General features: G+C 59.8%; 9 protein-coding genes and 1 pseudogene. 3 read left to right on the top strand and 7 right to left on the bottom strand.

The window, feature by feature from the left end; translation table 11 throughout:
* Positions 1-18 precede the first annotated feature (18 nt).
* The 3 genes from EN807_RS18040 to EN807_RS18030 all read right to left on the bottom strand — a co-directional run bounded on the left by EN807_RS18040 (position 19) and on the right by EN807_RS18030 (position 3705).
* On the bottom strand, positions 19-1008 hold the full coding sequence (locus EN807_RS18040; RefSeq protein ID WP_135936084.1) for an ABC transporter permease: 990 nt from the start codon (positions 1006-1008) through the stop codon (positions 19-21).
* Positions 1009-1027: 19 nt separating this feature from the next.
* Positions 1028-2569: a sugar ABC transporter ATP-binding protein gene (locus tag EN807_RS18035; protein WP_135936083.1), complete on the bottom strand. Its 1542-nt coding sequence runs from the start codon at positions 2567-2569 to the stop codon at positions 1028-1030.
* Between the two features lie 104 nt (positions 2570-2673).
* Positions 2674-3705, bottom strand: a complete 1032-nt coding sequence (locus EN807_RS18030) for a substrate-binding domain-containing protein (protein WP_135936082.1) — start codon at positions 3703-3705, stop codon at positions 2674-2676.
* 254 nt (positions 3706-3959) lie between these two features.
* Here EN807_RS18030 and EN807_RS18025 point away from each other — a divergent pair, with 254 nt between their 5' ends.
* Positions 3960-4229 carry a hypothetical protein gene (locus tag EN807_RS18025; protein WP_189522489.1) on the top strand — a complete coding sequence of 90 codons (270 nt, stop codon included), beginning with the start codon at positions 3960-3962 and terminating at the stop codon, positions 4227-4229.
* Between the two features lie 43 nt (positions 4230-4272).
* Here EN807_RS18025 and EN807_RS18020 read toward each other — a convergent pair whose 3' ends face one another.
* From EN807_RS18020 to EN807_RS18010, 3 genes are all read right to left on the bottom strand, one after another.
* Positions 4273-6423, bottom strand: coding sequence for a TonB-dependent siderophore receptor (locus EN807_RS18020; RefSeq protein WP_135936081.1), 2151 nt, complete (start codon positions 6421-6423; stop codon positions 4273-4275).
* 210 nt (positions 6424-6633) lie between these two features.
* Positions 6634-6993: a hypothetical protein gene (locus EN807_RS18015; protein WP_189522488.1), complete on the bottom strand. Its 360-nt coding sequence runs from the start codon at positions 6991-6993 to the stop codon at positions 6634-6636.
* Between the two features lie 28 nt (positions 6994-7021).
* The gene (locus EN807_RS18010; RefSeq protein ID WP_135936080.1) at positions 7022-7306 is read right to left on the bottom strand and encodes a DUF2218 domain-containing protein; all 285 of its coding nucleotides are present in this window, start codon (positions 7304-7306) and stop codon (positions 7022-7024) included.
* A 157-nt stretch (positions 7307-7463) separates the two neighbouring features.
* Between EN807_RS18010 and EN807_RS18005 the strand changes: the two are divergent.
* Positions 7464-9166 (top strand): annotated as a pseudogene (locus tag EN807_RS18005) (ABC transporter ATP-binding protein).
* Positions 9167-9342: 176 nt separating this feature from the next.
* Here EN807_RS18005 and EN807_RS18000 read toward each other — a convergent pair.
* Positions 9343-9609 carry a hypothetical protein gene (locus EN807_RS18000; RefSeq protein WP_135936079.1) on the bottom strand — a complete coding sequence of 89 codons (267 nt, stop codon included), beginning with the start codon at positions 9607-9609 and terminating at the stop codon, positions 9343-9345.
* 850 nt (positions 9610-10459) lie between these two features.
* Here EN807_RS18000 and EN807_RS17995 point away from each other — a divergent pair.
* Positions 10460-14149, top strand: coding sequence for a PAS-domain containing protein (locus tag EN807_RS17995; protein ID WP_135936078.1), 3690 nt, complete (start codon positions 10460-10462; stop codon positions 14147-14149).
* Positions 14150-14155: the final 6 nt, after the last annotated feature.

Here is a 14155-nt window from a genome sequence, read left to right as displayed (position 1 = left end):
CAACTCTCGCGCTGCTGCTCAGGATTTCCTGCGATGCAGGAAGTGGTCGATCGATACTGCCGCGAGCAGGATGCATCCCTTGATCATGTCCTGCCAATAGACGGAGACGTCGAGCAGGATCAACGAACTTGTGACGACCGAGAGCAGGGCCATGCCCAGTATCGCGCCGAAGATGGTGCCCGAGCCGCCATTGAGCGATGCTCCGCCAATGACGGCGGCGGCGATGATGTTGAGCTCCATGCCAGCGCCGAAGGTCGGGGTCGCAGCGCCAAAGCGCGACATGTAGATGACGCCGGCAAAACCCGCGAGAGTGGAGCAGAGGACCGTGACCCAGAATTTGACCTGCTTGGTCTTGATGCCCGAAAATTGGGCCGCCTTCTCGTTGCTGCCGGTATAGAAGACCTTACGGAAGGCCGTGGCACGCCGAAGCAGGAAGTCGAAGATGGCCACGACGACGACAAAGATGACGATGACATAAGGCACATTGCCGAAGCTGCCCTGGCCGATTGCCTTGAACCCGGGCGGCAGGCTGAACAGCGACAGCGGGGTTCCCTTGGTGATGACAAGGCAAAGACCGCGCACGATCACCATCGCCGCCAGCGATGTGATGAAGTGATTGAGCCCGATGACGGTCACGAAGAAGCCCATCGCCGCGCCGATCAGCGCGCTGGCGCCTATGCCGATGAGGCTCGCGGTCCACGGGTCCAGACCCATCAGGAAGAGAGCGCCTGACACGACCATGGAAAAGCAGACCACCGACCCGACGGACAGGTCGATGCCGCCGACAATTAGCAGTATCGTCATGCCGACCACGACGATGCCTTCAATGGAGAAGCTCATCAGCATGGCCCGGAAATTTCCCCAAGTCAGGAAATGCGGCGAAGCGAATGTCATGGCGATGCACAGCGCCAGCATGATTGCGATCAGCCCCGCCTCTCGCATTGACCCAAGACGCAGCCAGTTGCGCCCGCCAAGCCCGGGGGCGCCCGCCTTGATTTCAGCGTCCATGAGGGTTCCTCCGGTCTGTCTAAGCGACATTCTGAACCTGCCTTGCAATTGATCGTTGCTGCCGGAGACCCGAAGCAAGCAGCATGATTGCCTCTTCGGTCAATTCGTCCGCCCTCAGTTCGCCGACGATGGCACCCTCGTGTATGACAAGCACCCGGTCGCTGAGCCCGATCAATTCCGGAAGCTCGGATGAAATCACGATGACGCCGACGCCCCGCTCGGCGAGATCGCGAAGCAGGCGATGAATTTCCACTTTGGCGCCGACATCGACCCCGCGTGTGGGCTCGTCCAGAATGACCACTTTGGGGCCGACCGAAAGAAGCCTGGCGATGGCGACCTTCTGCTGATTGCCACCGCTAAGCGTCGACACCTGTGCCTCGATGCCGCCCATGCGCACACCGTGGCGCTCGACCAGGTCGGTGGCTTGCTTTGCCTCGGCGCGGCGATCGAGCAGCCCAAGCGGTGTGGTCAGTTTCCGAAGGTCCAGCGCGGAGATATTGGATGCAACCGACAGGTCCAGGAACAGGCCCGACGCCTTGCGGTCCTCTGAGAGGTAGACCAGGCCTGCGCGCACGGCATCGCTATAGGTTCTGATGCTGACCGGCTCGCCATTGAGTTCGACCGATCCCGACACCTTCGGGCGCAAGCCGCAAACGGTCTGGACCATCTCGCTGCGGCCGGCGCCAATCAACCCCCCGATGCCAAGAATTTCGCCCGCACGAAGCGTGAAACTGACGCCGTCGGAACCCACTCGATAGGAGATATTGGCGACCGACAGCACAGGGCGGTCAGTACGCCGTTCAGGCGAGAGCTTTTGCGGGTAGAGCTGCGTGATTTCGCGCCCGACCATCTTGCGCACGACATTATTGGGAGTGACCGAAGCGATAGAATCGGTCGCGACATATCTGCCGTCACGAAACACCGTGACGCGGTCGCACAGGCTGAAGATCTCGGCCATGCGGTGGCTGATGTAGATAATTGAAATTCCGCGCGCCTTGAGATCGCGGACGATTGCGAAAAGGCGCTGCGCCTCGGTTTCGGTCAGCGCGGCCGTCGGCTCGTCGAGCATCAGTACCCGGCATTCGAGCGTCAGTGCCTTGGCGATTTCTACAAGTTGCTGGTTGGAAATCGAAAGGTCGGCGACCGGCGTCTCGACCGGGATCGGCGCCAGCAGGTCCATTATCTTCTGCGCATCAGTGTAGAGCCGGCGAAAATTCATCAGGGGCGCGCGCCGATTGTTGATGGCCGCCATGAGGATATTCTCGGCGACCGTAGCGTCCTGGCAGAGCGCGATTTCCTGATGGACGAGGCCGATGCCAAGCCGCTGCGCGGCGGATGGCGATGCAATGGTCACGTCCTTGCCTTCCAGACGAATGGCGCCATCGTCGGGTTGCACAATGCCGGCGATGATATTCATCAGCGTGGACTTGCCCGCGCCATTCTCGCCGCACAGCGCGTGAATTTCGCCACGCTGCAGCGTGAAATCGACCCCGGTCAGCGCTTTGATGGCGCCGAAGGATTTCGATATGTCGCGGATTTCAAGAATGGCGGCGGCGGTCACTCCGTCCCCCTGCAGCGTTGATGTTGACGGTTGGGTCGACGGGGCGCGAGTGCGCCCCGTCCGGTTCGAGCATCTCCGAAGAGCCCGAAGGCATAAAGTCGGACTTATTCCTCGATGCCCTTGGTGCCGCGCCGCGTGAGGTAGGCATCCCAATAGAAATCGTCGGCATTTTCCGCAGTGACGATGGAAAAACCGTTGTCGACGAAAGGCACGCCCATGCCGTTGAATCCCGAGCGCCGGGCGTCGTTCATCGGATCGATCAGCTCAGGATGCTTGGCCAGCCACAGCAGCATGAAGCCCATATAGCCCTGCATGCCCTGGTTCGGATTGACCGAGCCAAAGATTTCGCCGGCCTTGATCATATCGAGGATCTTGGCGTTGACGTCGGCCAGCATAACTCGGATCTTGCCGCCGCCTTCCTTGGCGGCCTGCGCCGCGCCGATTGCCGAGTTGGCTTCCGGCATGAACACTGCGCCCAGTTCAGGATGCGCCTGCGCAAGGCTGAGCACGGCCTGGTAGGCCTTCGTCGCATCCTGGTTCGACGCCGCGCGGCCGACGAGCTTCATATCCGGCCATTTGGCTTCCATGCGGGCGATGAAGGCGGCGATGCGCTTGTCGTGATTGTCCTGTCCAGGGTTTTCGAGGACCGCGTATTCGCCCTTGCCGTCCATCGCCTTGGCAACTGCATCGGCGGCATAGGTGCCTTCGGCGACGTTGTCGGAGGTGATGTAGGATACTCGTTTGGAGTTGGGCGAATCTGCAGCGAATGTGACCACTGCCGTTCCCTGGTCTATGGCCCGATTGATTGGCTCGATGAATGGATCGGAGTTCATCGGATGCACCAGGATGCCAGCCGGCCTCTGAGCCAGCGCCTGGTCGAATGTCGCTATCTGCTTGTTCACGTCGTATTCTGGCGTTCCGGTGTATTCGGTCTCGCAACCGAACTGCTGTCCAGCCTGCTTGAACATCTCATAGACCGGGAACCAATATTCGACGCCGGAAACCATGACGTTCATGACGTATTTTTCGCCCGGCTCGCATTTGAACGGGTTAGCGGCCTGGGCCGCGGCGTGGCTTGCCCCCAACACAGTGGTGGCTGCTGCCGAAATGGCGAGCATGCTCAAAAATTTGCGCAAGAGTCCTCCCTCGGCCGAAGCCTGGTCAATGGGCGGTCGGACACTTACGTGCCGCCGCTTGTGGTTGATGAGGCCGAACCTCCTCCCGAGGCCCAGCAACTGATCATTCGCAGGAGTTGGCTCGAGTGTCAATAAAATTCACATGCAGAAATATATTTCACACCTCATCGCGACCGGCAGCTTCGTGGCCAATTGCCGACCTTCCCCGGCGTATGGCCATGCGCCGGGTCCGCGGCCTCCCCCAAGAGAGCGGCATGCTCGTGCTGATCGCGCTAAACGATCTCAATCTGGTGCTGAAATTCGCAGACAAGGTCGCCATCCTTTCCGATGGAACGCTGCACGACTTCGGTCCGGCGCCGCGTGTTCTCACGCCGGACAACTCGCCGCCACCTTCCGCATCAAGGCGCGCGTCGAACCCTGCTCGCAGGGCGCACTTCATCTGGTCGTCGACGACGCGGTTTGACAGCCAGCGCATCGCGCGAGGCTGCAATACCCATCCGGCGGCTGTCGGAAATCTGGTTTGATGCCGGACACTCTGCACGAGCGCCCGGCGTCTGCCGGCGTGCGTTAGAAATCCGTCGTCATCGACAGCTTCACGGTCATCGGCGCGCCTTGCGCAAGGGTGCCGAAGCTCGCAACACCGGCCCAATAGTCGCGGTCGAAGACATTCTCGACCGACGCCCGGAACGTGACGGGCTTGTCGTTGATCTCGGTGAGATAGCGGGCACCCAAGTCAAGCCGGGTCCAGGAAGGAATCTCCTGGGTGTTTGCCGTATCGACATTTTGCTTGCCCGTGTGGATGACGTTGGCCGCCAGTGTCAATCCTTCCAGGAAGGGCGTGTCCCATTCGGCCCCCAGATTGACCTGGACCGACGGCACCCCGATCGGAGTGTTACCGAGGGTTGCCGCACTGTTCGTTTTCGTCAGCTTTCCATGAAGCAGTGTCACGCCACCGAGCAGCCGCAGATCCGGCGTCGCTTCGCCGAACACGTTGAACTCGAGGCCGCGATTGCGCTGCTCGCCGCCTTCCACGAAGACGAGATCGCTGCCGCGGCTTTCAAGCTGCCCGAAGGGCCTTTCGATCTGGAAGGCGCTGACCGTCACTGCTATGCGGCCGAAATCGATCTTGGTGCCGACTTCGATCTGTCTGGACCTGTAAGGCGCCAGCGTTTCACCCGCATTAATAGCCGTCACCGGTGCTGTGTCACCAATGCTCAGCCCTTCGACATAGTTGGCGTAAAGCGACACGTTCTCCCATGGCTTGACGACAAGCCCCACCAGCGGCGTGAACGCACCTTCATCGGAGGAAGAGGTGACGGCGCCCGAGGTCGCGTGGAAATTTTCCGATTCGATATGTTGCCACCGCCCTCCCAGGATCAGTTGCACACGCTCGTCGAACATGGACAGGGTGTCCGCGAGCGCAAATCCGTATAATTCGCTCTCGGATACCGTCGGCACCGACGTCGGCGCCGGCACGTCCTCCGCGAGGCGGGGAACCGGATCATAGATGTTGGTAAACTGCGTCGCCCCCGAATTGAAGCCGCGGTCAAGGGACTGCTGGAAATGGTTCGCCTGGAGTGTAAGCAAATGGGCGACAGCGCCCGTGTCGAACCGGGCGCGCAGGCCCGCCTCCGCGGTGATCCGGTCGACGTCGAAGACAAAGTTCTGTGGCGTGATGCTGACATCGCCGGCCGTGTTGAGAAGGATCGGCGTTCCAAAGAGACGCTCGACGCGTGAATTGCCCCCGCCGGCCGCGGCAAAGAGCGTCACCTGATCGGTGAGATCATATTCGACGCGTCCCAGCGCCGACAGATCTTCGAGCTTCGACCACTCCCAAGGCTGCTGCACGTTGAGGCGGCTATCAGGCGCTTCCGGTATGGCGAAACCGGACAGTGGGAAGAAGGGGCGTTGCGGCGCCTCGAAATCTTCCCGTTGGCCGATGACGTCGAGCGTCGCCCGGAGCCGCTCGCCTTGATAGTCCAGCGCCAGGGATCCGACCGACACCTCGCGCGTCTGGTCGTCGATCGGGGTGTCACCGCCGTGATAGCTGCCGTTGAAGCGAACCCCGAACTGGCGCTCCGTGCCGAAGCGCCGGCTCACATCGACATGCGCGCCGCCCTGCAGGTCTGACGCATAGTCGGTCGTAACGCGCGTCAGATCGACCTCGCCGGCGCGCTTGGGCACGACATTGATGATGCCGCCGACGCTGCTGTTCGGCGCGATGCCGTAAAGCAGCGCAGCGGGTCCCTTGAGCACTTCGATGCGCTCGGCATAGTCGGTGAACAGACGATAGGCCGGGGCGACCCCGAACACACCGTCGAAGGCGACCTCGCCCAAATTGCCTTCATTGATCGGAAAGCCGCGGATATAGAAGGAATCCACGATGCCGCCGGAGGAATGGGTGTTCCTGACGGAAGGATCGTTAAGCATCACGTCGGCCGCTGTGCGCGCGCCCTGATCTTCGATCGTCTTTGCCGTATAGCTGGTGATGTTGAACGGCGTATCCATGACGTCGCGGTTGCCGAGCAGCCCGAGGCGGCCGCCCTTGGCCACCTGCCCCCCAGGATATTCCTGCGGCAGATCGCCGATCGTCGCGGTTGCGGGCGCACTGTCCGACGCCTCTACGACGATAGGCTGCAGCCGCGTCGCTTCCTGCGCAGCGGCATCCTGTCCCGCTGCCGCAACCAATGCAGCGAACAGCCCAAAACGTTTCCTCATACTAGCCCCCTTCTCCGGCATCAACCAACAACGATTTGCCTTGCCCTGGAAGGAGCTGGGTGAGAATGGTCAGGAGGTGCTGCTAGATAACATGACTGGCGCTGTCAACATTGAGCATGTGCGAACGACCTTGCCGGGTGAGTTCGAGCAGCTCTTGTTCTGATTCTGAGCCTTATATGTCGCAGGCGCTGCTTTGCCGGCGCGAAAAGGTCATCGCCCTCCATTGTCATATCGATGCTCTGCTTGCGGCGAGGAGCGCCCGCCGACAATGATGAGGTCGGGCGCCAGCGCGCTCAGGGCCTCCAGATCGGGCTCGAAGAGGGTCCCGACGATTTCCGCACCGTCCTTCAATCCTGCGAGTTCGGGCACATAGAGCTTATCGGGCAGACCGGCAATCTTCACGCCCAGGCTGTTCAACGTATCGACTGCCGCAATATCGAACATCGCGAGCGTTTGCGGCGTCTTGCCGACCGTCACCGGGCCTTTCGCGGTTTCGATCTCGGTTGCGAACGCCTGAACGAGGAAAAGCGCCAGTGCCGGCAACGCCAGGACCGACTTGAGCCATTTCATGAGCATGCTCCGTGTCGAAAACGACGCCTCAATCGCGCCAGGCCAGCGGCTGGAGATTTTCGCGGAAGGCGAACCGAACGAGATGCGATTCGATGACCTGCTTGGTCTCTTTTAATGCGCCGGTGTCGGCCCCTTCCACCATTATGGCCAGCTCTTCGAGACCGGCATTCATGGTAGCTGTGCCACAGGAAAACCGGCACTGCCCATCCCCTTCGCCATAAGCGACCTCCACCTTGTGCGCGAAATGTTTGCATAGCTGCTGGATATATTTGCCCGCATTCGGTGTTTCGCAGCGGGTGGTTGCTGTCAGCATGGAGCCCTCATAATATGATATTAACACTCCACTTTCGTAAGCTATCCCTCCAGACAAGGTCGGCCTCATGAGCAGTCGCCCGCAAGAATGCCTGTAGCGACAGCCCTCTATTGCCATGCTCCTGCCAGTCCAGACCTTCGAACAGAAAAGCGTTCCAATGCTGCTTAGATTTTTCTCCTACTACCGCCCCTGGAAGGGTCTGTTCACCCTGGATTTCTGCTGTGGGGTTCTGTCTGGCATGCTGGAGCTCGGGTTCCCGATGGCGGTCAAGCTGTTCGTCGACGAACTGCTGCCGACTCAGCAGTGGCTGTTGATACTTGCTGCGTCGGCCGGCCTGTTTGCCATCTATGTGTTGAACACCGGGCTGATGGCGGTCGTGGTTTACTGGGGTCATATGCTCGGTATCAATATCGAGACCGAGATGCGCCGGAAGAGCTTCGATCACCTGCAGAAGCTCTCGTTCCGCTTCTATGACAACCACAAGACCGGTCACCTCATCGCCCGCGTCACCAAGGACTTGGAGGAAATCGGCGAGGTTGCGCATCATGGCCCGGAAGACCTGTTCATTGCGATCATGACTTTCCTCGGCGCTTTCGCGCTGATGTTCCTGGTCAATCCGCAGCTTGCACTGATTACGGCGGCAATTGTGCCGCTCGTCGCCTGGGTGACAAGCCGCTATGGCGCGCGCATGACGCGCAACTGGCAGGCGCTTTACGGGCGGGTCGGCGATTTCAACGTTCGCATCGAGGAGAATGTCGGCGGCATGCGGGTGGTGCAGGCTTTCGCCAATGAAGATCACGAGCGCAATCTGTTCGCGCGTGACAACGCCAGCTACCGCAAGACCAAGCTCGATGCCTATCGCATCATGGCCGCCAGCACGTCGCTGAGCTACATGAGCATGCGGTTGATCCAACTGGTGGTAATGATTGCCGGAAGCTACCTCGTGCTGCGTGGCGAACTTTCGGCTTCGTTGGCTTCCTGCTCCTGGTCAATGTGTTCTTCCGGCCGATCGACAAAATCAATTCGGTGATCGAAACCTATCCGAAAGGCATCGCCGGATTCCGCCGCTATGCGGCTCTCCTCGACACTGAGCCGGACATCGCGGATCGGCCTGGTGCTGTTGACGCACCGACGCTCCAAGGCGACATCAGCTACCGGGATGTCACCTTCGGCTATAGCGGGGAACGGGCGGTCTTGAAGAACATCAATCTCGACATAGCAGCCGGACAAACCATCGCCTTCGTCGGGCCGTCCGGCGCCGGCAAGACGACGCTGTGCTCGCTGTTGCCGCGTTTTTACGACGTCGAGAGCGGCGCCATCACGATCGACGGTTTGGATATCCGCGACATGAGGCTGGCCTCGTTGCGCGGCCAGATCGGTATCGTGCAGCAGGACGTGTTCCTGTTTGGCGGAACGATCCGCGAGAACATCGCCTATGGCCGGCTGGACGCGGTCGAGAGCGAGATCGTCGAGGCCGCGCGCCGCGCGCGCCTCCACGAACTCATCGCTTCACTGCCGGAAGGCCTCGATACGATCATTGGCGAGCGTGGCGTAAAGCTTTCAGGCGGTCAGAAACAGCGCCTGGCAATCGCGCGTATGTTCCTCAAGAACCCGACAATCCTCATCCTGGACGAGGCGACGTCGGCACTCGACACGCAGACCGAGCGGGAAATCCAGCAGTCGCTGGCAGAACTTGCGCACGGCCGAACGACACTGGTAATCGCGCACCGGCTGGCGACGATCCGCAATGCCGATCGCATCGTGGTGGTCGCCGATACCGGCATCGTCGAACAAGGTCCGCATGATGAACTGGTGGCGCGTGGCGGCGCTTACTCACGACTGGGCGCGGCTCAGGACTGACGACGCAGTTCTCAAAGCTAAAGCCAAGGGGAGCGTGCACAGGCCCCCAGGCCTGCTCCAGCCCACCGTTCGAGATCGGCAAAGATCTTTCTCCGGTGGCCGTGAGGTGATTCCAAGCGGCGGGCGCGCCCGCCGCTTGGAAGTCTAATCTCGACCGTGCCGGCCGAACGCTAGTATCAGCGGCCCCAGATCCCCTGGCCATAACCGGGCCCGGGAATATCGAAGATCGAATTTCCTTCCGAGGTCGGTGCGCTGTCGGCCGTGTTGACACTCGCTGTGCCGCTCAGGTCGACCGCGTAGCCGTTGTCTGACACCATCGAATGGTGACCGGTGTTCGGATAACCGGAGCCATGGCTGTGGTCGGAGCCATAGTGGTCGCTGCCGGCAAAAGCCATGCCGGAGGCAAACAGGAAGGTGGCAGTGGCAAGAACGATCTTAAGCATTTCAATTCTCCATCTTTGAGGGTTAGCATTTGGCCTCAACGCGCCGTGCCCCGCACCGCATCATGAGCCGTCTTTCATGCCCTTTGGGCAAACCGACCAACCGCTATCCTTCTGGATTTGCGGCGGCAGGTTGTTCAGCGCACGGTTGTCTTGTTACGTTCGTGCGCTGTTCGGAGGGCTGCTTGATAGCAGCCGAGATCATCACCATTCGGCGGCGTCAACGCGGCCTGTATGAATGGCGGCTGTTCCCGATCAGCCGTCGCGTGGTGACGTCTGCCCCTTGTCGATCATGGCGTTGTAAGAGCCGGCGAGCCCTTTCATGGGCCGGATGGTTTTGCTCAACAAGGCGCGCGCGGAGCCGGTCGGGGAAATCGTACGAAGTAACTGGCTTATGCATTTTGAACCTCAGATTTCCCAGCAAGACGCGTCGACACCTCGACAAGACTAGATGGTCGTGCAGGCACTGGATATTTGTGTCTCGCTTGTTGAATCTGCCGCATCTGCGGTTCTTATTGTCATACACCGCGTTCGTTTCAGGCGTTTTTCTGTAGTGCGGTGGGAGTGTTTCGTTTGTTTCAGCGGCACGCGCGACGGGATGACAGGCGGCATTGTGTGACTGTTATGGTCCGAGTCGTTTGCTCGAGTCGTGGTATCGGCCGTGCAACCTAGGCCCATTCGTGTTTCGGCCGTTTTCCGGAGGTTGGATAGAGTTTCGTTTTCACGTCAGCGCTGGCGAAGATGCCCACGCGCCGAAACAGTTGAAACAAATTACGCAGCGTCTGAATGTGTGCTGAAACAAAGAGGGTCTAGTATCCGCCCTCGGGAGATCGCGCGAACAAAGGGAACGACCATGCGGCCTGATAATCCGGTCACATCCACACACACAGGCTATGCCCTTTTTGACGCCAGCAATATTCTCGTCGGCAGCAATCCGGAGATGTTTGGAAGCCAGCGGCTCGATCGCGGCGAGATGCAGCCGATGGACGCCATTGCCGCAGTCGCCGAAGCCCTCTCATATCTAAAAAGTTTCGACGGCCGCCCCATCGAGCCAGGCAGCGCCTTTGCTGAAAGCGCTGCGGCACGATGGACGCAAATCGACAAGGGTCCAGTCGAAGCTGAGACTTTGGATGGGCAATGGAAGTTGCTCACGGCACATCCTCGGCCGGGTGGTGGCGTGGCCCTGGTAAGCGTCGACATTACCGACATGAAGCGAGCGCAGATCGCGCACCGGGAAAACGCGGAGATATTCCGCTGCATCACGGACAGTCACCCGCTGCCCGTTTGGGTGGTGGACGCGGGGAGCGGGCAAATCCTCTACGAAAGCCTCGATGCGTCGAACCTGCTTGGCCGAAAATGGACCCCGAACGAGCCGCAATTCCTGACGGATCATTTCGTCAATACTGGCGACTTCAATGAAATCAGCTCTCTAGCCAGCAATAGCGACATCGTGCGGGATCACGAAATCCAGCTTAGAAACACAAGCGGATCGACGGTCTGGTGCTCGACCAACTGCCGTCGCGGCGTTTATGGCGGGCATCCCTCGCTCATCATCGGGGTATTGGACATCACGGAACGGAAGCAGCGCGAGGATCTGTTCGGTTTCCTGATCAAGCATCATCCGTTGCCGGTGTGGATGAACGACGCAAGTTCGGGGGAACTCATCTACCAGAGCAATGCCGCCGAACGGCTGCTTGGATGGAGCAAAAAGGCGCAGCGCGAGACGGTGCGGCTCGGCGACTACTTTGTCGACCCCGAGAAGTACCGGGAAATCAATCGGGAGCTCATGCAAAAGGGCGTCGTCGAAAATTGCGAGGTGCTTCTTAAACGACCCGACGGCCAAGAGTTCTGGGCCACGGGCAATCTCAGGATCGTCGAGTTCCAGGGCCGGCGAGTGGTTCTGGCCGGCATCGCCGATGTGACCAAGCAGAAGAAGCGTGACGGCGAAGTCGCTGCGGCGCGGGAGATGCTCGCAGACGCCGTTGAATCACTCTCCGAGGGATTCGCACTGTACGACGAAGATCACCGCCTGGTCATGTGCAACAGCCTTTACCGCGAGCTGAACCACCCGGTGCGGGATCTCGTTGAACCGGGCGTGGAATGGAACGAACTCCTTCGCGAATCCGCCAAGCGCGGCGTGTACCGCAACGCGGTTGGGCGCGAGGACGATTGGCTCGACGAGCGGATTCAAGGCCGAATCGAGTTCCACTCCCATTTCGAGGTCCCCCTCTCCGACGGCAAGTGGCACTCGGTTTCGATACATCCCACCGATCTTGGCGGCTTCGTCGTAACGCGCGCCGACATCAGCGGGCGCAAAAAGGCCGAGGCTGCCGAGCGCGACGCCACGGCTCTGCTGCAAAAGGTGCTCGATGCCTGCCCTTCGCCGATACACATGACCACGTTCGAGGGAGAAACGCTCTACCGCAATCCTGCTACCAGAGATCTCTACGCCGATCGCCCTCGAATAACCGACCACTATGTCGATCCAGACTATAGCGCAATATTGGAGCGCACCCTGATCGAAAAGGGCAGGATCGATGATTTTCGGGTCCAGCAGTACGACACAGAGAACAAGGCTTTCTGGGCTTCGGTTTCCGCTCGCCTGATCGACTTCCAGGGAAGGCAGGTGATCGTGTCGAACACGACGAATATCACCGACATGATCGCCGCCCAGCAAGAAACGCGCAAGGCAAACGAGCGGCTGATCGACGCGATCGAATCTCTGGCCGAAGGGTTTGCCCTCTACGACAAGAACGATTGCCTGGTGCTGGCCAACAGCAGGTACCGCCAGATGCATGCGATAAGCGCCGATGTGCTCGTTCCCGGGGTGAACTGGTTCGAGTTCCTCCGCGTGACCGCAGAGCGCAATCAGTTTCCGGTTCCACGGGACAAGATCGACGACTGGCTTGCCGAGCGGGCAAGGGACCGCCGCGAGTTCCGGCAACAGGAATTCCGTCATACGGACGGCGGTTGGTTTTTAGTCTCGAACTGTCCAACCCGCGAAGGCGGGTTCGTGGTCACCCGTGTCGACATTACAGAGCGCAAGCGGGCCGAGGAGGCCGCTAAGGAAGCGGATGAAATGGTCCGTAAAGTCCTCGAAGCCTGCCCCGTCAACATCCAGATGACCCGCGCGCATGACGGGAAGCTGCTCTACCGCAGTCCCGCCACCGTTGAGCTGCTCGGCAACGTGACCAGCGCCATCGACTACTATGTCGATCCTTCAGAGCGGATGCGATACGTTGAGCGGCTGCTCGCGACGGGGTTGGTCGACGATTTCGAAACCCAGCTCAAACGCAAGGACGGTAGGATCTGCTGGTGCTCGATTTCGTCTCGACTGATCGATTACCACGGTGAGAAGGTGATCGTTTCCCACGCCTACGATCTCACCGACCGTATCGAAATGCAGCAGGAATTGGAGCGCCAGCGCGAGACGCTGCACCAGAACGAAAAAATGTCGGCGCTCGGCGGATTGCTGGCGGGGGTGGCGCATGAGCTCAATAATCCGCTCTCGGTGGTGCTTGGCCTGTCATCGCTGTTGAAGGAGACCGCAACCGACGCCAAGGTCGTGGAACGCGCCGACAAGATGAGTAAGGCAGCCGAACGCTGCGCCAGGATCGTCAAGACTTTCCTGGCTATGGCCAGACAGCAGCCGACGCGGACCTCAAACGTTGCGATCGATGACATTATTTCCGAAGCGGTGGAAGTGGCGAGCTATTCGATTCGATCGTCGGATATCGGGCTTTCAGTTCATCTTGAACCTGGTCTTCCCCCGATCTGGGCTGATCCCGATCAGCTTGGCCAGGTGCTGATCAATTTGCTTGTCAATGCAGAACAGGCGCTGCACGGCTGGGAAGGGCGACGGACAATCACGGTTTCAACGCGGCTTCATCCCAAAACCGGCAGCATAGTCGTCCGCGTTGCCGACACGGGTCCGGGAATTCCCAAAGAGATACTTCCCCGCATTTTCGAGCCGTTCTTCACGACCAAAGAGATTGGGGCAGGGACTGGGATCGGGCTGTCCTTCTGTCATCGGATCGTTCAATCCCATGGAGGAACCATCGAGGTCGAATCCCCCGAGGGGGGTGGCTCGACCTTCATACTTTCGCTGCCTGCTTCGGATCGTATCGAGGAACGAGCCGAAACGGCCGAAGATGAGCTCCCGAATTCAACTGGTATTGCTTGTCTGGTGGTGGACGACGAAGAGGAAGTGGGTGAGCTGGTTGCTGAGGTGCTCAGGCGAGATGGTTTCAAGGTCACCATTGCCAGATCCGGCGAAGAAGCGCTGCTGCACCTCCAGAACCGCACTTTCGCGCTGATCCTGAGCGATCTGAAAATGCCGAACATGGATGGACGGGGATTGTTCAACCAGATTGCCAAGCTTCATCCGGCCGAGCTCGACAGGTTAGCCTTCCTGACGGGGGACACGATCAGCCCGGACGCGCAGATGTTCCTGCGCGCCGCGAAACGGCCCTATCTTGAGAAACCGATCAAACCTAACGAGCTCCGTTCATTTGTCTCGAATCTGGTCAACAACATTACTTGACAGATC

It is taken from the genome of Mesorhizobium sp. M5C.F.Ca.ET.164.01.1.1 (assembly GCF_004792125.1).
In the GTDB taxonomy this organism is placed as follows: Bacteria; Pseudomonadota; Alphaproteobacteria; order Rhizobiales; family Rhizobiaceae; genus Mesorhizobium; species Mesorhizobium wenxiniae.
The sequence above is the reverse complement of the archived record's forward strand: the minus strand, read 5'-3'. Positions and strand labels throughout refer to the sequence as shown.